17 protein-coding genes are annotated in these 21,645 nt (G+C 47.2%); 3 read left to right on the top strand and 14 right to left on the bottom strand.

From position 1 onward, the window contains the following. Window position 1: 1 nt before the first annotated feature. Complete coding sequence (locus HUX74_RS01390; RefSeq protein ID WP_009036896.1) at window positions 2–370, top strand: GntR family transcriptional regulator; 369 nt, start codon at window positions 2–4, stop codon at window positions 368–370. Window positions 371–600: 230 nt separating this feature from the next. Beyond that, a complete protein-coding gene (locus tag HUX74_RS01395) occupies window positions 601–2,931 on the top strand; it encodes a TonB-dependent receptor (protein ID WP_117600577.1) in 2,331 nt (776 codons plus the stop codon). Between the two features lie 111 nt (window positions 2,932–3,042). On the opposite strand, the gene HUX74_RS01400 is transcribed toward HUX74_RS01395, so the two are convergent. The 3 genes from HUX74_RS01400 to HUX74_RS01410 form a co-directional block, all read right to left on the bottom strand. Next, entirely contained in the window at window positions 3,043–3,606 is a 564-nt protein-coding gene (locus HUX74_RS01400; protein WP_174646073.1) for a nitroreductase, read from the bottom strand. Between the two features lie 67 nt (window positions 3,607–3,673). Beyond that, the gene (locus HUX74_RS01405; protein ID WP_120382018.1) at window positions 3,674–4,798 is read right to left on the bottom strand and encodes an HpaII family restriction endonuclease; all 1,125 of its coding nucleotides are present in this window, start codon (window positions 4,796–4,798) and stop codon (window positions 3,674–3,676) included. Window positions 4,799–4,955: 157 nt separating this feature from the next. Then, window positions 4,956–5,552, bottom strand: a complete 597-nt coding sequence (locus HUX74_RS01410) for a YigZ family protein (protein ID WP_174646074.1) — start codon at window positions 5,550–5,552, stop codon at window positions 4,956–4,958. A gap of 130 nt (window positions 5,553–5,682) precedes the next feature. On the opposite strand from HUX74_RS01410, the gene HUX74_RS01415 reads away from it, so the two are divergent. Further along, window positions 5,683–6,834: a glycerate kinase gene (locus HUX74_RS01415; protein ID WP_174646075.1), complete on the top strand. Its 1,152-nt coding sequence runs from the start codon at window positions 5,683–5,685 to the stop codon at window positions 6,832–6,834. On the opposite strand, the gene HUX74_RS01420 is transcribed toward HUX74_RS01415, so the two are convergent. The 11 genes from HUX74_RS01420 to HUX74_RS01470 all read right to left on the bottom strand — a co-directional run bounded on the left by HUX74_RS01420 (window position 6,824) and on the right by HUX74_RS01470 (window position 21,460). Next, complete coding sequence (locus HUX74_RS01420) at window positions 6,824–8,173, bottom strand: MATE family efflux transporter (RefSeq protein ID WP_174646076.1); 1,350 nt, start codon at window positions 8,171–8,173, stop codon at window positions 6,824–6,826. The two genes, HUX74_RS01415 and HUX74_RS01420, sit on opposite strands and share 11 nt — an antisense overlap. A 109-nt stretch (window positions 8,174–8,282) precedes the next feature. Beyond that, the gene (locus HUX74_RS01425; protein WP_005828120.1) at window positions 8,283–8,465 is read right to left on the bottom strand and encodes a hypothetical protein; all 183 of its coding nucleotides are present in this window, start codon (window positions 8,463–8,465) and stop codon (window positions 8,283–8,285) included. Window positions 8,466–8,529: 64 nt separating this feature from the next. Further along, window positions 8,530–8,931, bottom strand: coding sequence for an FKBP-type peptidyl-prolyl cis-trans isomerase (locus HUX74_RS01430; RefSeq protein WP_016273512.1), 402 nt, complete (start codon window positions 8,929–8,931; stop codon window positions 8,530–8,532). Window positions 8,932–8,949: 18 nt separating this feature from the next. After that, window positions 8,950–9,525 carry a flavodoxin family protein gene (locus tag HUX74_RS01435; RefSeq protein WP_174646077.1) on the bottom strand — a complete coding sequence of 192 codons (576 nt, stop codon included), beginning with the start codon at window positions 9,523–9,525 and terminating at the stop codon, window positions 8,950–8,952. A gap of 130 nt (window positions 9,526–9,655) precedes the next feature. Beyond that, window positions 9,656–10,903, bottom strand: a complete 1,248-nt coding sequence (locus HUX74_RS01440) for a DUF1015 domain-containing protein (RefSeq protein ID WP_174646078.1) — start codon at window positions 10,901–10,903, stop codon at window positions 9,656–9,658. A gap of 47 nt (window positions 10,904–10,950) precedes the next feature. Then, the gene (locus tag HUX74_RS01445) at window positions 10,951–11,874 is read right to left on the bottom strand and encodes an NAD(P)-dependent oxidoreductase (protein WP_117600581.1); all 924 of its coding nucleotides are present in this window, start codon (window positions 11,872–11,874) and stop codon (window positions 10,951–10,953) included. 110 nt (window positions 11,875–11,984) lie between these two features. Then, a complete protein-coding gene (gene serC / locus HUX74_RS01450) occupies window positions 11,985–13,052 on the bottom strand; it encodes a 3-phosphoserine/phosphohydroxythreonine transaminase (protein ID WP_005828105.1) in 1,068 nt (355 codons plus the stop codon). Between the two features lie 274 nt (window positions 13,053–13,326). Continuing rightward, complete coding sequence (locus tag HUX74_RS01455; RefSeq protein ID WP_174646079.1) at window positions 13,327–14,664, bottom strand: DEAD/DEAH box helicase; 1,338 nt, start codon at window positions 14,662–14,664, stop codon at window positions 13,327–13,329. Between the two features lie 156 nt (window positions 14,665–14,820). Then, on the bottom strand, window positions 14,821–16,110 hold the full coding sequence (locus HUX74_RS01460; protein WP_035448193.1) for a DNA/RNA non-specific endonuclease: 1,290 nt from the start codon (window positions 16,108–16,110) through the stop codon (window positions 14,821–14,823). Window positions 16,111–16,207: 97 nt separating this feature from the next. Next, window positions 16,208–18,700, bottom strand: a complete 2,493-nt coding sequence (locus HUX74_RS01465) for a choice-of-anchor J domain-containing protein (RefSeq protein ID WP_254592823.1) — start codon at window positions 18,698–18,700, stop codon at window positions 16,208–16,210. Window positions 18,701–18,712: 12 nt separating this feature from the next. Further along, a complete protein-coding gene (locus HUX74_RS01470; protein ID WP_005828100.1) occupies window positions 18,713–21,460 on the bottom strand; it encodes a TonB-dependent receptor in 2,748 nt (915 codons plus the stop codon). Window positions 21,461–21,645 lie beyond the last annotated feature (185 nt).

Genomic DNA, 21,645 nt, shown 5'->3' on the forward strand with positions numbered 1-21,645 from the left:
TATGGACTTCAAGACCAACAAGCCGATATACCAGCAGATTGTAGACTTCTGTTTCAGCAAGATTCTCACCCGCGAATGGCGGGCGGAAGAGCGGGTGGTATCCGTGAGGGAGCTCTCCACACAACTGGCAGTGAACTCGCGCACCGTGTTGAAGGCCTATGAATACCTCCAGACGGAGGACATCATCTACCCGGAACGGGGAATGGGGTTCTACCTCTCCAAAGATGCGGTGAAGAAAGTGATGCGAATACAGAAGAAAGAGTTTTTTGACAACCAGCTTGCCGACATGTTCCGCAGCATGGAGCTACTCGGCATCAGTATAGAAGAAATAACAGAACGATATAACAAACTTAAAAAAGACGGTTCATGAAGAGATACGCAAAGACTGCATTATGGATTACCTTCGGACTCCTCTTCGGACTTACGATTGTCAAAGTTTCGACACTGATGTACGAGATTTATTCCTTCATGCATTCCTAACTTTCATCGGACAGACGAGGAAAGTATAAACAACTGATATACAAGCCTCAACATCTTTCCTTAACGAAAGGAGTGGCTTTTGCATCCCTATCCAACAGTAACAGACTAATACAAACGATTATGAAAAACCAACTTTTTTTACTATTGCTTGCCCTCTCCGTACTCCGTACGCAGGCACAGAGCCTCTCCATCAAAGGACGCGTCACGGACGCCTCGCAAGAGGCAGTTATAGCCGCCAATGTGTCATTATGGACCATAGACTCTACTTTGGTGACCGGAGTAACCTCGGATGCACAAGGCAAGTTCGCCCTCCATAAAATCAAGGCAGGCGATTACCGCCTTTCCATCTCCTTCATCGGCCTCCAAAGTGAAAACATACTGCTGAAACTGAATAAAAGCCTCGACCTGGGCGATGTACAGTTGCAGGAAGATGCTGTGAGCCTCGGTGAAGTGACGGTATCCGCCAGCAATGTGCTGCAGCGGGTAGACCGGCAAATTATCCTGCCTTCCGAAAGCCAGCTGAAACGCTCGTTCGGTGCCTACGACCTGCTGAACAATCTCGGCATTGCCCGTCTGCAAGTGGACAATCTGAGCAACAGCATGAGCGTCAGCGGTGGTGGGGCCGTACAAACCCGTATCAACGGCATTAAAGTGACAGACAAGGAGATAGCGGCCGTCAGAGCCAAAGACGTACTGCGTGTGGAGTTCATCGAAGACCCCGGCAAGCAGTACGGAGACGATGAACTGGGCGCCGTAGTCAACATTATCCTGCGCCGCCGCGAAACGGGCGGTGTTGTGAACTTCCAACTCTCCGATTCGCCCCACACCCTATGGGGAGAGAATTTCCTGAGCGCGAAGTTCAATTACAAGAACTCCGAATGGGGCATCGACTACTTCAACAAGAACGGCAAGTATCACAGCCGCCTCGAATCCCACGAAACCTTCTATCTGGGCGACCGCACCATCGACCGCATCAAGGAAGGCATCGAAGACGAGTCGCCCTCTCTGAGCTTCATCAACAACCTGAATCTGACGTACAATCTGACGAAAGCGGACAAATATGTATTCAATGCCATCTTCCGTAACAACCTCAGCAATGCCCCCTACCAAAATGAACTGAACAAGATGTGGGCAGTGGGCAGCACGGAGTCCATCTATTCGTACGTCAACAACCACACATCCAGCTACTCTCCGGCGCTCGACCTTTACTTCCAGCATACCCTGCCCCATCAGCAGAGCATCCAGATGAATGTGACGGGAACGCTCATCCATACCAAGAACAACCGGAAATACAAAGAGTACAAGGACGAGAACGTACCGCTGGCAGATATTCAGACATTAGTGGACGGCGACAAGCGCTCCGTCATCGGCGAAGCCATTTATGAAAAGAGCTTCAAGGAGGTGAAGCTGAGCGGCGGTGCCCGCCACTATCAGATGCGGACAGAGAATGAGTATAAAGGTTCCAACCCTACCACTTCGAAGATGGACCAGTCGCAGACATCCGCTTTCTTCGAGGTGCAGGGCAAGGTAAAGGACTTCAGCTATGCGGGCAGCGTAGGCATGACGCGCGCCTGGTTCAAGGAGAGTGAGGAAGACCATGCCTACTATACCTTCACGCCCACCGTGCGGTTGAGCTATAATCTGAAGAAGGCGGGATTCCTGCGCTACCGGTTCAACATCAGTCCTGCCATACCGTCACTCGGTTCGCTGACGGATGTGGAGCAGGCGATGGATACGATACAGATAGTCCGCGGCAACCCGTTGCTGAAAACGTATCAACAGTTCACGAACTCCTTGTCTTACAGCTATTCGAAGAAACAGTTCAACGCCAATCTGAGCGTGCGCCACCAGTATTATGACAATCCCATCATGGAAAGCATCTTCGTGGAGGACGGCAAACTGATACTGAAGGATGAAAACCAGCGGTCGTTCCAAAGCCTGAATACGGAACTGATGGCCGGCATAAATGGCGCTACACTGTTCGGACTGAAAGATTTCCTGACGCTTTATGCTTCGGGAGGATATACGCGCAGTTGGTCGGAAGGTTTGAACTATAGCCATATGTACGATGAATTCTATTACAGCGTGATGGCGCAAGTGCAATATAAAGACTTCTCGCTACTCGGGCAGTTCCGGAAAGTGCAGAACAATTTCTTCGGCGAAACCATCAAGAAGAACGAAAACCAGACGGCATTCATGGCAATGTACACCCGGCGTAACCTTCAAGCAGGAATCGGTATTATGTTTCCTTTCACCAATAACTATAAGGTGGGAAAAGAAAGAATCAGTGAAGTGGCTCCTTTCCGTTCCGAAACATTCGTCAGGGAGACGGGACAGATGGTCGTACTGCGCATGGGCTATACATTCGAGTTCGGACGCAAGCACAAGGCAGGCAACAAGGGGCTGAACAACAGTGATACGGACAGCGGCATCATTAATATGCAGCGATAACCCATTTCCTCTATGAAGAGGAAGCCCAACGGAGAGTGACGGAATTATACGTTATTTTGCTTCATGTATGATTAATTACCTAACTGCCACCTCTCCTGCGGGTATCTCTGTTTAGCGGATGATGGTCACCGTACCTTCCTTCACCTTTTTCTCCTTCACCGGAGCATCGGCGGGAGCATATCCCAGGGCTGCGCAGCCATATACCTTATGGCTCTCGGGTACACCCAGCTTTGTCAAGAAAGCGCGGACATCGGGGTCGTCGCAGGTCTGCCCCAACTGGTTAATCCAGCAGGAACCGATGCCGAGGGACTTGGCTGCAAGGAAAATGTTCTCCAAGGCGCAGGCACAATCCATACCGGCCCACCACTTGTCCGGCTCATTGGAGACAATGACCAACGTGGGGGCATGATAGTAGCAACAATAAGTCTGGCTGTGTCCACGCTCCCGTGTATGGAGGTCGTCATTCTTGGCAAAGACACCTTTGATTTTATCGTTCAGCTCTTCCAGCACCTCCTTATTCTGGATGGCGGTAAAGTGCCACGTCTCCAAATGCATACCGTTGGGGGCATAAGTAGCCGCCTCAAGAATAAGGTTCAAATCTTCTGCAGAAACTTGCTGTTCCGTATAGGCACGGACGCTGCGGCGTGCCTTGATGGTTTGTAATGTCTCGTTCATTTATTTATTTGAGAATTGATAGTTGATAATTGATAATGCACATCAGTACGTGTTCAGTGGGGCTGTTTCACCGTTTCACCAACCCAATCTTTACATTCAGCTTGAAGTACCAGACGCCGTTCTCGCGCTCCAAGAAGCCGTATTTATCTTTCTCTACGGCACCTTTCTCCAAACGCGTGTTCTGATAAAGGAAATCTGCAAAGACCTGCGGACGGGATTTGTGGTAGCAAAGTACCTGCCCGCTACCGTCCGTCAAGAAGATGCCTTCGACGGCAGAGTCCGTACCGTTATAAATTTTGGCAGGGCGCATGCCGAGGGCAAGTGCCAGCAGGAACTGCTTCATCTTGAACTCGTAGAAGCGGTGCTTGTTTATCAACTCGTCTTTTATCTTCAGCGGATTCATCTCCTTGATGCGCTCCGTCAATTCGCTGATGCGGGTAATGCCGTCCAAGTGCATCAAGCGCACCATCTCGGCAAGCATGCGGGGGAAGTGGAGGTCTATCATCAGCAGGTTGCAGCGGAATACGCGGTCGGCAACGTCGGCATACTTCAGCACGCCGCCCAGTCGCTCAATCATCATCATGCGTTCTGCCACTTCCGTAGGAGATTCCGGCAAGGCATTCACCTTGTTCACCGTGGGCACGGCAAACTTGACACCGCTTTGCTCCAGCTTCAGATTTGCCGTACGTCCTCCGTCCAGCAACGGATTCATCGGGGCGAGACGACAACGGACATTGAAGCCCGTCAGAGGTGCTTCGGGATGCCAGAAGGCAACGGAGAAGTCGGTACGGTCCTCCGTCTTTGCTTCCAGGTCGAAGATGTTGACAGCATCCAAAAAGGCTTCCAAACCTTCGGATACTTCCACTTCCTCGCCCGAAACGTTCTTCAACAGATGCAGAACCAACTCTGCCGCATCACCAAAGTCTTCGCGGGGGAAACGCAGTTCCTCCTTCTCGCCCGGAACAAACGAACCGTCCTTCCCGGTAGTTCCGCTGACAATGCGCACTTCCTGCGCTTCGATATAGTAACGGCGCGTACCGTCATGCTCTTCCCTCTGTATCAAGGCAACGGGCCAGCGCAGAGTTTCGTCTTTTTCAGCTTTCGGTGTACCCAATGACACGGCTCCATCCGCCAGCAGGCGAAAGAAGGTGTAGAGCTCACCCAGTTCTCTTTTTGTTGCACTAAATGCCATAAATTTTCTTTTGTTTAAAGGAGGGAGTCAGCCTTTCATAAGGAGTGATGCCGTTTCCGCAAAGAAAACAGTCTGTTCCGAAGGACAAAACAACTTGTTCCGTTAAAGGAAACGAACAATTTCCCTATTAAAAGGGGCTCTTATCCCATTTGTTGTATTATTCAAACCTTAATGTTTCTACTTTCTCCAACCGTGCCCGCAACTTCGGCATCATGGACTGACGGATGCGGAGCGTCATGCGACAGTCCATATCATACGACTGTTCCAGAATTTCCGGCTCCTCCTCCTTCACCACCCGCATCACATCGTTCATGAAGGGGTATTCGAAGAGGAAAGTCACCGCCTCATCTACCGTCTTTTCAACGATGGTGGCAGCGGCAATGGCTTCGGCGGCAGCAGCCTTATAAGCTACAATCAGTCCACTCGTACCCAACTTGATACCGCCGAAGTAGCGCACTACGATGACGAGAATATCCGTCAGTTCGTTGGAATTGATTTGTCCCAGAATCGGCTTGCCTGCCGTGCCCGAAGGCTCCCCGTTGTCGTTGGCACGGAAGTCCTTCCGCTCATGGCCCAGCATGTAGGCATAGCACACGTGGCGGGCGTCGTAGTATTTCTTCTGGTAAGTTTCCAGATGCGCCTTCACCTCCTCTACTGTACGCACCGGCAGGGCAATAGCAATGAACTTGCTGCGCTTTTCAGTGTAAATGCCCTCGGAAAGGGCAACGATGGTTTTATACGTATCTTCGCTCATGCTGCAAAGATAATGCAAACTGAAGAGAGAACTTTCATGCTTGCATGAAAAAGAAATGAAATTTTGTATATACCTTTGTAATTGTACAACTTGTCATCCGAAGCATGACGAAACTATAAAAAACGTATTTATGAAAAAGATAGTAATTGCCCTTGATTCCTTCAAAGGATGCCTCACCTCGGCAGAAGCCGGAGAAGCTGCCGCCCAAGGGGTACATGCCGCATGTCCCGAATGCCAGACCATCGTGCTCCCCGTGGCCGACGGTGGAGAAGGCATGCTCGACGTCCTACTTGCAGCCAGTAACGGAAAACGTATCACCGTCCGTGCCCACGACCCGTTGATGCAACCGTGCGATGCCAGTTACGGCATCTCCGGAGACGGCAATACCGCATTCGTAGAAATGGCTGCCATCAGCGGCCTGCCACTGGTTCCTGCCGACAAAAGGAATCCGATGAAAACCACCACCTTCGGAACGGGCGAACTGATACGCGATGCCTTGAAACGGGGATGCCTCCGTTTCGTCATCGGACTTGGAGGGAGCGCCACGAACGATGCCGGTCTGGGAATGCTGCAAGCATTGGGATTCCGTTTCTTCGATAAAGAAGGACACGAAGTGGGAAGCATGGAAAAAGGCATCGCCCTATGCGGTGCCCTTCTATCGGAAATCAGCTCCATAGACAGCTCTTCTGCCCATCCCACACTGAAAAAGGCATGTTTCACGGCGGCGTGTGATGTACGCAATCCTTTCTTCGGTCCCAATGGAGCAGCCCACGTATTCGCTCCCCAAAAAGGAGCAGACGCGGATATGGTGAAGGAACTGGATGTTGCTATGCAGCATCTTTCGGACGTCATATTCCGCACTACCGGCAAAGACGTATCCTTGCATCCCGGTGCTGGTGCGGCAGGCGGTATGGGGGGCGGTCTCCACGCATTTCTGGATGCACAGTTGAAACCCGGCATAGAGCTTCTTTTGGAAACTCTGGACTTTGCAGAAAAGATTAAGGATGCCGACCTCCTCATCACCGGAGAAGGGAAATCGGACCGGCAGACTCTTATGGGGAAAGTACCTTCGGGCATCTTGCAGGAAGCAAGGAGGCAACATATTCCCGTCATCCTGCTGGCAGGAGCGATAGAGGATGCCGGGATACTGAATGCAGCCGGATTCCGGGGCGTATTCTCCATTCCCCCCTCTCCCATCTCTTTAGAGCAGGCCATGCAGCCTGAATTTGCTCAAGAAAATATCCGAAGGACAGTGGAGCAAATTTGCCGCATCATGCCTTAGATTCCTGAAAACGGAACTTCTTGTACCGATAGTACCAGATGCCGACCACGTCGGCAATCAGCCAGCCGATGGGGATGGACCACCAGATGCCCGTCACCCCAACCTCGGGCATCGAGGCCAGCCAGTAGGAAAGAACGACACGGGTACCCAGCGACAGCACAGTCAGCACAACAGACATGCCCGGCATACGGATGGCCCGGTAGTATCCGTACAGCAAAAATAAGATGCCGATGCCACAGTAGAAAGCCCCTTCGATGCGTAGGTACGCCACTCCCACCGCAATAATCTCCGTCTCGTCCGGACGGACAAAGATAAGCATCAGTGGCTCGGCAAACACGAAAACCAGCACGGACACGAGGAGTGAGAAAACAACCGCTGTGACAAATGCACTGCAAACACCCCGGCGGATACGGTCGTAACGTGCTGCCCCAAAGTTCTGTGCAATAAAGGTGGAAAAGGCGTTCCCAAATTCCTGCACGGGCATATAGGCGAAAGAGTCAATCTTCACAGCTGCCGCAAAAGCTGCCATTACCGCTGTTCCAAAGCTGTTGACAAGTCCCTGTACCATCAGGATTCCCAGATTCATCACCGACTGTTGGATGCAAGTCAGTGTAGAGAAGGAAGCTATTTCCTTCAAGCAAGTACGGTCAAAACACATGTCTTCATGATGCCATCGCAGTTCCGGACGCCTTCTGTAAGTATAAATGATGATACCCAGAGCAGCTACTCCTTGAGCGAGGACAGTGGCCGCAGCCGCACCCTGAATTCCCCAATCCAGTTGTAGGATAAAAAACAAGTCGAGCGCTATATTCAGAACGACAGAAACTGCCAGAAACCAAAGCGGAGTGACAGAATCCCCTACTGCACGCAGCAGAGATGCGTAGAAGTTATAGATAAAAGTGAAAACTATACCGCAGAAGATTATCCACAAGTAGCTGCGCATCATGCCGTATATGTCTTGCGGAACCTGCAACAGCCGGAGAATAGGATCGAGCCAGATAAAAACGGCTACATTCAGTATCAGTGTCACGATACCTATCAGTACAAACGAACTGAATATGCTACGACGCAGTGCTACATGGTTTCCGGCACCATAATGTAAAGAGAACACAGTGCCACTGCCCATCGCCAGTCCCAGCAAAACGGATATAAGGAAAACCATCAATGTGTATGCCGAACCGACCGCCGCCAACGCCCCTGCACCAATGCATTGGCCTACAATGAGCGTATCTGCAATGTTGTAGCATTGCTGCAAAAAAGACCCTACCATCATGGGTAGGGTAAAACGTAATAAAGTACCGGTTATGCCTCCTTGAGTGAGGTCTCCTTTCCGTAGCATCCTGCTTTTGTTTTTAAGAGTTTCATTTCCGGGTACAAAGATACAAAACCCTCCAACAAATCATCTGGACTCGACGAAGAAAGAGGCATGTAATAAAAAAAGCAGAGGGTTAACCTCTGCTCTCCATACTGTTTTTGTCAGGATTCAGAATCTTTACGACCTGACGAACATCTCTCTTGTCTGCATTACCGTAAAGGCCAATCTGTTGTCCGGGTACTGTTCCCTTTTCATGTTCTGCCTGGGACAATGCTACTTTCGGGTCAATATGCCCTGCTTTCTTATCTATATTCATACCTATTGAGTTTTTCTAAATTCTTATATGAGAACAAGATAAAAAAGCAAATTGTTCAGCAGTGTCACGAGATATTTAGTAATTCCACTTCAAATATCAGTGTGGAATACGCCGGAATGGGTCCACTGGTACGTGTACCGTATCCCATGGTGTAAGGGATATATACAATCCAACGACTTCCGGGATGCATTCGTAGCAAGGCAATCTGCCAGCCCTCAATCACTTCATTCAGACGAAAAGCCTCCGGACAATTCCGTTTCCACGAATTATCGAACTCACGCCCATTGATAAGCGTGCCTTTATAATGCACAGATACTACACTGTTGAGACGTGGTGTCGGACCGTCTCTGCCTTCCTCCAATACCCGATAAAGTATGCCGCAAGGCAATTCCTTGATTCCTTCTGCCGTACGCAACTGCTCCAGAAACTGTTCGTTCTGCAATTTATATTCTTCTTTTCTACCCATATTGACTTTTTCAATACTTTACAATAATTTGTGCACTGCTTTCTTGCAGTTCCGCATATCCTTTTCCGTCAGCTCAGGATGCTTCTTAGTACCTCCCCTCTCAATGGTTTTCACAATCTTGAAACCACTCCATTTCAGAATCTCCCTGAAAGCTTTCACCACACCGTGCGTCTGATTATAGAGAATATTGAAAGGATAAGGGGTAGTACAAGTGCTTACCACAATCGCTTTCTTACCCTTATGAAGCGGAAGGGGCATTCCCCAGGAGTTCTCCCCCATCATACCGTAAACCATACGGTCGAAAAGCACTTTCACTTCTCCCGGCATGTTTCCCCAATAGCAAGGAGCACCGATTATCAATGCATCTGCTTCTTTCATAGACTGCAACACTCTCTGTGCGCCATCCTCGGGCAGACAACACTTCAATGAACTGCGGCACTTCATGCAACCGATGCAGGGATGCACCTGCAACCGCGGAACGTCTATATAAACAGTCTCAGCTCCGCAACCTTCAAGTTCCTGCTTCATCAGCTCCAACATTTTCGACATGTTGCCATGACGGCGAGGACTACCGTTAAGAATCAATACCTTCATTGTATACTCTCAATTTTTCGGCAAAGGTCGGCATTTTCTACATAATAACCTTATTATTCTGTTTTAATCCGAAAAAAACGGGGATGTCTTTTAGTGGAAGACATCCCCGTTTCAGTTTATATCAATTCATTTAGTCCAGTTTATGAATCACCAGTCCCGAACGCAACTTCGGCTCAAACCAAGTTGTCTTGGGAGGCATGATGTTGCCCGTATCGGCAATATCCATCAGTTGCTTCATGGATACGGGATAGAGGGCCAATGCCACTTTCATCTCACCGCTGTCCACCCGCTTCTTCAACTCTTCCAAACCACGGATGCCACCTACAAAGTCGATACGCTTGTCGGAACGGAGGTCTTTGATGCCAAGCACTTCATCCAGTATCAGATTGGAGGAGATGGTTACATCCAGTACACCAATGGGGTCGTTATCATTATAAGTACCCGGTTTGGCAGTAAGGCTGTACCACTTTCCGTCCAGATAGAGGGAGAAGTTATGCAGTCCGGACGGCTTATAGATGTCCTCACCTTTCTCCTCCACGATGAAATTCTTGCCCACAGCAGCCAGGAACTCTTCGGGAGTCATGCCGTTCAAGTCCTTCACCACCCGGTTATAGTCAATAATAGTCAACTGGTTGGCAGGGAAGCACACGGCCATGAAGTAATTGTACTCTTCGTCACCACGGTGATTGGGATTTTGCTTGGCTTTCTCTGCACCCACCAAAGCGGCAGCGGCACTGCGATGATGCCCATCGGCAATGTAGAGGGCGGGCATCTTGGCAAACTCCTTGGTTATGGCATCAATATCCTCCTGCTTGTCTATAATCCAGAAGGTATGACCGAAACCGTCACCCGGAGCGATAAAGTCGTATACCGGTTTCCCGGCTGTATAACGGGAAATGATGGCATCCAGCGCAGCATTATCGGGATAGGCAAAGAACACGGGTTCAATATTGGCATTGTTCACCCGAACATGTTTCATACGGTCCTCTTCTTTGTCACGACGAGTCAACTCGTGCTTCTTGATAACACCGTTCATATAATCGGGAACATAGGCACCAACAACAAGACCGTACTGTGTCTTGCCGTTCATGGTCTGGGCATAGACGTAATAGTTTTCTTTATCATCTTGCACCAGCCAGCCTTTCTCTTGGAACATACGAAAGTTCTCTGCAGCTTTCCGATAAACACGTTCGTCATGTTCATCCGTACCGACGGGAAAATCTATTTCCGGCTTGATGATATGATATAGGGACTTCTCATTACCTTCCGCTTCTGCACGTGCTTCTGCAGAATTCAATACGTCGTAAGGACGGGACGCTACTTGTTCCACCAAATCCTGAGGGGGACGAATCCCCTTAAAGGGTTTTATTATAGCCATAAGGGTGTGTTTTATATGGATTATTGAGAATAGTCTTACTATTCATCTCATTTCTTGTTTACGCGGAACTTCTCGCAACCGTCTTTCAGGAAGCCTACAATCTGCTTGGCAGCGGCAATACCTGCGTTGATATTGGCTTCGGCAGTCTGGGCCCCCATCTTTTTCGGTGTAGAGAAATAACGTCCGGCAAACTTGGCTGCAAATGTTTCATTGGCAGCAGGCATAATGTCGGTCATGTATTTCAAGTCGGTACGCTCTTCCATCAGCTGGATAAGCTCGGCTTCATTGATGACTTCCTTACGGGCTGTGTTCACCAGCAGTCCGCCTTTCGGCATTTTGTTCACCAATGCATAATTGATGGAATTCTTCGTTTCGGCAGTTGCAGGAATATGCAGGGAAACGACATCGCAAGTAGAGTAAAGCTCTTCGGCAGAACCCACAGCCTTCACTCCATCCTTCTCGATTACTTCTTTCGGGCAGAAAGCGTCGAACGCATAAATCTCCATACCGAAGCCTTTGGCAATACGGGCTACGTTGCGACCCACGTTACCATAAGCGTGGATACCCAGTTTCTTGCCCATCAGTTCAGTACCGGAAGTACCGTTATACATATTACGGACAGCCATCACCATCAAGCCGAAAGCCAACTCGGCCACAGCATTGGAGTTCTGTCCCGGAGTATTCATTACACATACATTGTGGGCAGTAGCTGCTTCCAGGTCCACATTGTCATAACCGGCACCGGCACGCACCACAATCTTCAGTTCCTTGGCGGCATCCAGCACTTCAGCATCAATGATGTCACTGCGGATAATGATAGCGTTTGCATCTTTCACAGCCTCCAGCAGCTTGGCTTTCTCACCATATTTTTCCAGCAGCACGAGTTCGTAACCTGCTGCTTCTATTTCTTTACGGATACCGTCTACTGCCACTTTGGCAAACGGTTTGTCTGTTGCAACTAATACTTTCATAATTTCATGATATTAAAAAGACTCACCACAGATGACACAGATTATCACAGAGTTTAATCATAAAAACAATCTGTGCAAATCTGCGTAATCTGTGGTGAAAAACAATATTATTAATGAAGTTTCTCAAATTCCTGCATGCAGTCAATCAAAGCCTGCACACTTTCCTTCGGCATGGCATTGTAGCAGGATGCACGGAATCCGCCTACAGAACGGTGTCCCTTGATACCTACCATACCTCTTTCGGTAGCGAACTTCAGGAAGTCAGCTTCCAGTTCCTTGTATTCGGGAGCCATCACAAAGCAGATGTTCATGCGTGAACGGTCTTCTTTGGCAGCCGTACCCACAAACATTTTGTTACGGTCAATTTCGGCATACAGCATATCGGCCTTTTCGATGGCACGGCGTTCCATTTCCTTCACGCCACCCTCTGCCTTAATCCAGCGCAATGTCTGCAGGGCTGCATAGATGGGGACAACGGGAGGAGTATTGAACATAGAGCCGCTATCCACATGCGTCTGATAGTTCAGCATGGTCGGAATATAGCGGGATACCTTACCCAGAGCGTCATTCTTCACGATGACGAATGTAACACCGGAAGGAGCCAGATTCTTCTGTGCACCACCATAGATACAGATATATTTGGATACGTCGATGGGACGGGAGAAAATATCAGAAGACATATCGGCCACCATCGGAACGTTTACGTCCAAATCCTCTTTCAGTTCCGTACCGTAGATTGTATTGTTGGTAGTGATGTGGAAATAGTCTGCATCGGCAGGCACTGTATAGTCCTTCGGAATATAGGTATAAGTAGATTCAGCGGAAGAAGCGACTTCAACTACTTCACCGAATGCCTTAGCTTCTTTCATGGCTTTTTTGGCCCATACACCCGTATTCAGGTAAGCAGCTTTCTTTTCAAGGAAGTTGAAGGGTACCATGCAGAATTCCAAACTGGCACCACCGCCCAAGAACAGTACCGAATATCCTTCGGGGATATTGAGCAATTCTTTGAATAATGCCACAGCTTCGTCCACAACGGGTTGGAAGTCTTTGGCACGGTGGCTGATTTCCATCAGTGAGAGGCCTGAGCCATTGAAATCAAGAATAGCTTGTGCCGTATTCTCAATCACCTCACGAGGAAGGATAGAAGGTCCTGCATTGAAATTATGCTTTTTCATTTGAAGTTTGTTTTGGTTATACAATTTCGTTCATTAATGTCTTTCGACTTTGCGAAATTACGGAAATATTTCTTCAAAACAAACCTTTCCTGATGAAATTCTATTTTTAAGCCGCATTTAGCTTACTTTTTAATGGTTTATACAAGATATATGCACCATTTTGTTATCTTTACTTATCAAGGATAATACTTTTAGAGAAACTAAAAGCAAGGCGGTTTCATTACTTCATATTCAAAAGAATAAGCGCAAATAAAATGAATATTTATAAGATAAATCACTTTGCTTCCTCTATAACAGTTTTCATTCCCTTGATTTTTTCACCGCGTACCAGCGTCAACAATTGTTTCATTTTACTGCGGCGCACGGCTACAAAGGCATAGTGTTCCTTTACGTCCACCTGCCCGACATCTTCACGCGCCATCCCTCCTTTTTTATACAAGAAGCCGACAATATCTATCTTGTTCAACTTATCCTTTTTCCCTTTACCTATATATAAGGTAGCCCATCGGGGCTTGGCCGGTTTGGGAAGCGCCTCCGGAAACTCGTACATTGCGATGTCTTCAGAGATATACTCGGGTACCCGCTCCTCGGCATGCAGGACAAGATACGCATTTCCCGATGCCTCCCAGCGGGCGGTACGTCCATTACGGTGTGTATAAGCTTCCTCGTTTATGGGCAGATGGTAATGCACCACATTGTCTATACCCGGGATGTCAAGTCCGCGGGCGGCAAGGTCGGTGGATATCAGTACGGCGCAACTGCCATTGCGGAACTTGTAAAGCGCACGTTCGCGGTCGGGTTGCTCCATACCGCCATGAAACATGTCGCAAGGGAACTTCCTGGCGTTCAGGTACCCAACAACACGCTCCACGCTTTCACGATAATTGCAGAATACCAAGGTGGAATGATAGCCGAGAGTACAAAGCAGGTTATAGAGGGTCTCCAGCTTGTCCTTCTCCGGAGAAATAACCTTGTGCAGCCGCAAACGCGGAGCAAGAGCTTCCGGAGCAAGAAAATCAAGCTTCATGAACCGGGAGACGGAAGACGGGGAATCACCTCCTACTCCGGCAAATTGCGGTATTTCCTCTGCATCGGTGGCCGAGAGAAGCACACGTTTTTTCAGTGAGGGAAGCTGTCCGATAACCTCCGCCATCTCGTCATGAAAACCAAACTCAAGACACTTGTCGAACTCATCTATCACCAAAGTGACAACAGTGGCGGCATTGAAATTCTCTTTCCTCAAATGGTCGTTCATACGTCCCGGAGTACCGATAATGACGGCAGGATGAATGCCTTTCATTGTCCGGTGTTCTTCCATGGCAGGACGTCCGCCATAACAACTCATGGCCTTAAAGGGAGTTCCCATGGACTTGAACACAGTTTCTATCTGCAAAGCCAGTTCGCGGGAAGGTACCAGTACAAGAGCCTGCACACCTTGTATTTCCGCTTTCAAAGTCTGTACCAGCGGAAGGAGAAAAGCCAGTGTCTTACCCGAACCGGTGGGCGAAAGAAGCACTAAATCTTTGGCTGATTGATAGGCTTCTTTAGCCGCCTCCTGCATCGGAGTGAGTTCCTGTATCTTCAAGTTATGAAGTATATCCGAAAGTTCCATGAATATCTCTTTTTTTAATCAATGTGCAAAGATACAGATAAGAAGTCAGTTTCCATCAAAACGAAAACAGCTTTTAAGAAAGCTACCTAAATCATGGCATGTCCCGTCATACTAAAAGGGGAGACTCCCCTTTTACAATATAGTTTTCTGAAGCTTTTACCAAGCCCAATCGTCAGCACTATAAGTAGCTTCTACAGTCTTCTCTATCTCATTAGGCAGGTTACAGAAGAAGTCGATACCGGTTTCGTACTCCAAATTTTTAATAGAAACGGCATAAACCATAAATTCATCTTTTCCAGGTTTTTCCGGTAATAATTCAGAATGAGGGACTAAAAAAGCGATAGTATGATAAACCCCTGCCTTCTCGCTCAACAGAGCCATGTAATAATAGCTGGGGCAAATGAGTCCGCCAAGTGTCAGCCCGTCGGCATTGGTGGTGGGATAAAGCCCGTCGTTGGCTTTCTTCACACCAGTGAAATTGGTAAGCAAACGGTCAGTAGTACCACCTTTCACGACATAAAGCTTGTCGTATGTGCCATTGATGGTGGAACGTCCCCAAGTCTGCACCTGCTTCTCAAGAGCCGCCCAATACTTTTGATTGAAACTCCCTATCTGTGGCGAGATATTACTGTAGTAGAAGGTCTGCTTATTGGCACTTTTACTGTACACACGGTCTTCGCTGGCACAAAGATGCCCCTTGTCGTACCCATCGCTCTTATGCATGGATTCAGTCACCTCCACACTGTTGTCAATATTGGGGTCGTCCTGATTCCACTCGTTGGCACGCTTCACGTTGTCTTGCGCAGTAATCGGGTCGAAACTGAATGCCACCCAAGCCGAATGCTTCTTGGAAGCGATGTATTCCAAGGAGAAATTGAGTACCTGCCCGGCACCTTCCTCATCAGACACGCCTGCATAGTATTCAATATATTGATTGGTTGCATTGAGAGCTGGGATTTCAAGATTGTCTGCTTTATTGTTATCAGCAATATTGGCATTTTTCACATCTATATCCTCAGAAGCCACATACTCTATGCCCACTTCATTACCGTGAATATAGGCCACGCGGAGCTTGCCCATCTGATAATGATTGTAGCGGTTGAAACGCACCCAATAGCACGTAGAGGGTTTCACCTCAACGCTTTCGCTGAAAGCATCGGCAGACGGGACGGCAGTAAGCCCTTCCAGCGACTCACTATTAACAGGAGCAAATGCGTAATTACGCCCGGTAAAAGCTTTGGATTGGATATAGAAAGGGGTGCCGATAGCCTTGGGCTTATACACGTTGAAACCATTGTCGCTCGACTCATAGCCCTTCATCACGTAAGTATCCGAACCTTGCTCGGTAGGTATTATCTCGGGAATGAGCGAAGCCTCTGAAGAATCATCACATCCAGCCAGCCAAATTCCGACCAGCAAAAGAAATAAGTAAGACAGTTTTTTCATCTATGTTTCTAAATTTGATTTTACGATACTAAGAATGCAAATGTGGTAATGGACTTTACTGTCCATTACCACATTGTCTATTGCACAACCTCAGGAATTATTCCTTCACCACAAAGTTACTCATGTAGAATGTAGGAGCAAATCCAGGGTCAGTATTACTTGCATAACGGAATGCCACATATACTTTCTTGCCCACATAGTCGGCCATGGAAGTACGCATTTCGATCTCTTTAGAGCTTGTAGGCCACTCGAACGACAACGGATCACTCCAAGCCGCTCCTTGCAATGCTGCAATCTTCTCTTCATTAGTAGCAGTAGAAGCTGCAGGAATATAATTTTCGGATACATGTACAGACACTGCATCCTCAATCTTACCTCCATACAAATAGTCTGCCGAAGCAGTGAATACCATCTGTGGGGCAATAGCTTCGGTAAGGTCTACCTCACCGGTTACAAGCCATGCCTCCGTATCTCGGTTACGCTGATAATAACCGCTTGCCTTGATACGGGTATAACCTGCACCTGCACTCCATACATAATTCATGCCATCAAGCTTCACATTCACAATCTGAGCATCGTTATGAAGTTCACCAGCAAAGTCATTGCTATAATACTCTTTTGCTTCCATCCATTTGCCGTCAGTTTTCAGGAATGCCATTTCTGCAGTTTCCGTTTCGGTATTCTTCTTCACCCATGCAGTGCCATCGAAGCCATATTCATCGGCCATCACATCATACTCCTTATTTCCGAAATAAACTACTGCCTTGACATCCCCGCTCTGTGCGTAAGGGAATGCATTCTTCAGATAAACGGGCAATACGGCATCAGCATCGCTCAAATAGTCCGAACCGGTAGAAACATAATCGGCAGGTTGCATCACACGGATACCGATACTTGCGCTTTCTTCGTAGGCAGTCCAAGCCGAACCGTCATACTGATAGAGAGCAGAAGCATTTGGCTTCACGTCTGATGCACGGGTAACGGCACGAGCAGGCATTTCAGCTTCTGATTCAGGAATCTCCTTATAAATATCCACACCCTCATAATACCCTGATACGGTACTTGTAAGTGACATATTCTTAAACTCTACAGTAGGCGCACACTCTGTAGTACTCTTATAACGGAAAGCAATGGTTATCTTCTTGCCCTCGTAAGCACTCAGGTCAATATCACCGGAATTTACATAATTCCAATTCTTGCCTTCCGGCCATTGAGGTACATTCAGAGCCTTCCATTCAGCAGCAGCCACATCATCCACATAATCTTCCGAAGCCAGCAGTTCAATAAAATCAGCACGATTGTTACCATTCAAGAAATTAATGGCAATATCTACCTTAAGAAGAGGAGCCTTCGCTTTTGCTAAATCTATAATAGGAGAAACCACCCATGCTTCCGATTCAAAATCGCTATCTCCCACATGGGCACTACCCTTCCAACCATATTTGCCATCCACCTTCCATACATTGGTCAACGTGCCGGTAAGTTTCACATTCTGAGTAGTGAAACCGCCCTCGTTTCCATTGAACGACTCATTCATATAAATGCCCAACGTAGCATTCGGATAAGAACCGTATGAATAAGAGCTTTCTTTTTCATAGAAATTCAGCTTGATGATTTTGTCCTTTTCCACATTTTTCACATCAAATGCCTTACGGTCATAGTTATAAGCAAAGCTCCAATCCCCACCCTCGGGTATGGAAGTACCGATGTTGAAGCTGTTAAACGTACCACTCTGATAGATGAACTTGCCATCCGGGCGTTGCATAGTGAAACCTTTTTCCGTAGGAGTAAGTGTCATGATATGATTGGACACATCGCTGGTGATGAAACCATCCGCAATCTCTACCGGTTCACCCTCCATATAACCATACGTCTTATCCGGGTCTTTGAACTGACCGAAAGGAATCCAAGTATTATCCTTCGTCGGAGCCACAATGACATAATTACCTCCTTCGGCATCAATAGAAGTTACTTTCTGATATACCATTTTCACTGCACCGCCGCCTGTACTGGGCTCGGTCTCCGACCAAGCGTAATTCACTTGGCACACATCTCCCGTCTTCGGGTTCTTGATACCTTCCTTCAACAAAGCAGGAAGCTTCTTCAACGTAGAAGGGGTGAGATATTTTACTACCATGCTTTCCCCCCATACTGTAGCGTAATTGTCAGAAGTAAGTTCGAAAGTCTGAGCTTCGTTTATCTTCGAGAGATATTCAGGTTGCTCCTTGCCGATATTGTACTGTACCAGCACCTTGGAACCATCTGACAGATATGCGTAGAGCGAATCGACAAATGCAGGCAGATAGTCTTCGGGAGCTACCATATCAGTAAACATCTTGGTTTTACCCAGCTGGTTCAATGCCGTAAGATAAGTCTGCCCCTCGGGATCCTTGGCGAGAGCTATCCCTTGGTTCTTCGGCATAGAAGCTATTTTGCCATAATGGGCATCAGCCAATACGAGGGTATCGGTACTGACATCCGTGATGGTTTCTTTTTCATCAAATCCGGGGAAATTATCCTCGTTATAATCGCAGGCCCCGAGTGCAAACAGCGAAGCCAATGCGGTTCCTAATAATATATGTTTTTTCATAAATATGTTCGCTTAGAAATTCAACTTCAATCTTACAGTATAAGTACGTCCCCAACCATAGATAACACGTGTGGCCGTCTCCCAGTCATGGTTACTTCCGTCGCGTGCATCGGCTATATACTCTTGGTTGAACAAGTTGTTCACATTGCCGCTCAGTGTAGCACGAATCTTACCGAAGTCAAAGGTATATCCTGCACTTACATCAAATGTGCTCCATGAGGGAATCTCCCAAGGTTTTTCCACCACGTAAGCCTCTTTTTGAGTGGCTTGGCTCGCATCAATGTCATAATCGGCATAATTGCGTGCAAAGAAGTTCCAGTCTGCATTAAGACGCAAGCCTTTCATTGGGCGGAATGTCACTCCCAAAGCAGCTGTAGTCTGAGCAGAACCGCCCACCTGTACATTATCCATTTCAATGGTATACTTGTACTGGTCTACATTACTCATATCTGTCACCACTTCACCACGGCTATTCGCCATAATTTGGCCTTCAGTATTCATCATGAAGCCTTTCGCTGTCCCATTCCAGCGCCAGTCTCCCCAAGAGAACATACCGTTAACTTCCATCCAGCGGAAAGGCTTGGCAATAAAGTCAAGCTCTATACCCATGTGGTTAGCCTGCGCACCGGTCATATTCATTGTCCAACGCTGAGAAGCCCCGTTTACGTCTTCATAGGATCCGGTATCATATAAAGCCTTGTCTTTCCACATAGTATAATAGGCGTTTACATTGGCTGAGAAATACTGGCTACGATATCCATAACCTAATTCGAAAGAGTAAACTTTCTCATTCTTAGCATCAGGATTACGCTCATGTGAACTCTGAGAATTGATAAAGGTATTATCAAAAATAGGAGCACGGCTGATAAATCCGGTATTGAAGAATACGTTATTGTAATCATCAAGGTTGTAGTTCAAACCAGCTTTCACATTGCCTCCCAAATAATGCTTCTTCGAAGACAGCTGTTTGTCACCACTATAATAGAAACGGTCTTTACGCCAATAACTGGTATTTGTAAGACCACCTGAAACAAATGCACTCACTTTATCTTTATTATACTCCAATTGGGCAAAACCACCTTCGTACATCACAAAACCGTCGTAGTCACGACGAATCACATCTCCTACTCCCAACTTCTGGTTTACCCAGGAGGTGACTCCACCATTCACACTATTCTCAGCCAATACACTCTTACGGTTATAAGAGTCTACATAATACTGCCCTCCAAAAAGATCGGTAATGACATTCTTGTGCAAACCTTTATAATAGCGGAAGTCAATACCACCATAGAAATCAAAGTAATCACCAAACTTAGTGGTATAAGTAGAAATCAATCCTGTCCAGAAATGGTCGTTCGAGGCTTTGTTCATAATCATCAGCGAACCTTTATAACCGGGCATTCCACTCACATTCACCGGATTAGTATAGTTATCTGCATTGAGCTTATCCACAGCATCATAATCAAAAGTACCATCAGGACAACGGAACTGAGTGTTCACCGTACCATCACTGGCCGTACCGTACCAAGAGCTGGTGTACCCCGTTACCCCCGTACCACTATAGCCCGCACCAGTACCGATAGACATATAAGCTGCTGTACTGAGGCTTGACTTATGGTTGATTTGCCACAAATGATTAAGAGACATCTGGGGCTTATGGTATTCGTTACGTGAAGAGTTCATCACTTGTCCATTGCGATAACCGAAAGTAGAATTGTAACGATAGGGACTTTCCTCACCCATCCATTGTTTTACACGCTGATACTCCTTGATATTCAAACCATTTGCCATATTACGCTGATTATGCCACTGAGGTGCTCCAAAAGCTGTAAATGAAAGTTGATGGTTGTCATTGATACGTTTTGCAATACTCATGAACCAAGTGTAGGCCTCTGATTCCGTACCTTGAATATAACCGTCGCGTTTATCTCTGGCACCCAATAAAGTAAAGGCCCAACCATCTTTTGTCAGACCGGAAGAGACACTGAACATCACTTTACTGTAGCCGTCATTACCCATGCCGTAAGAGATGAAGCCGCCTTTCTTGGCATCAGTAGTCTTGGTTATAATGTTTTGTGAGCCACCTACTGAAGGAGTTGACACCTTGCTGGCACCAAGTCCACGTTGTACCTGAATACTGCTGGCCACATCAATCAAACCACCCCAGTTACTCATGTATACTTTCTGGTTTTCCATTCCGTTCATGGGTACACCGTTAATCATCATAGCCACATATTCTGACTTAAAACCACGAATCTTTATGTTGGAATCACCAAAGCCACCTCCCTCATTAGAAGCATAAACACCCGGAGTAGATTTCAAGATTTGCGGTAACTCCTGAGAACCTATCTTATCTTCAATAAATACGGGGTCGACAGTAGATACAGCAACCGGAGTCTTGCGTGCCACAGCAATAGACGATGTAATCACTACGTCCTTCAGCATCACAGCATCCGGTTCCATTGGGATAGCACCCAAATCCACAGAAGCGCCCTTCTGCGTGATCTTCTTCTTCTGGTCTTTATAACCCACGTACTTGAATAGTAATGTCGCATTCGAAGCAACGCTTTGCTTGAAATAGCCATCAATGTCGGTCACCGATCCTTGTGTAGTACCTTCCACCATGACGGCAGCACCCACTAACGGTTCACCTGTTTCTGAATCAACAAGCTGACCTCTCACTGTAGTCTGAGCAAATGCAGCGGCACTAAATACCGACAACACTGCAACCAACAGGAATTGAATTAGATGTTTTCTCATAATTCTGTTTTTTGTTAATAGATAGTGTTAATTAAACATTAATTTATGTTTTAAGTCGCAAATATAACTAATAAAAACGAGATTAATGTTATATTTATGTTACATTTTTTGAAGGTAGAAAGGCTTTTTTGAGATATTTTTAAACAAAAAAAGCCCTGCATTCTACAGCAGAGCTTTCGTATTGT

It is taken from the genome of Bacteroides sp. Marseille-P8574 (genome assembly GCF_902825465.1).
In the GTDB taxonomy this organism is placed as follows: Bacteria; Bacteroidota; Bacteroidia; order Bacteroidales; family Bacteroidaceae; genus Bacteroides; species Bacteroides uniformis.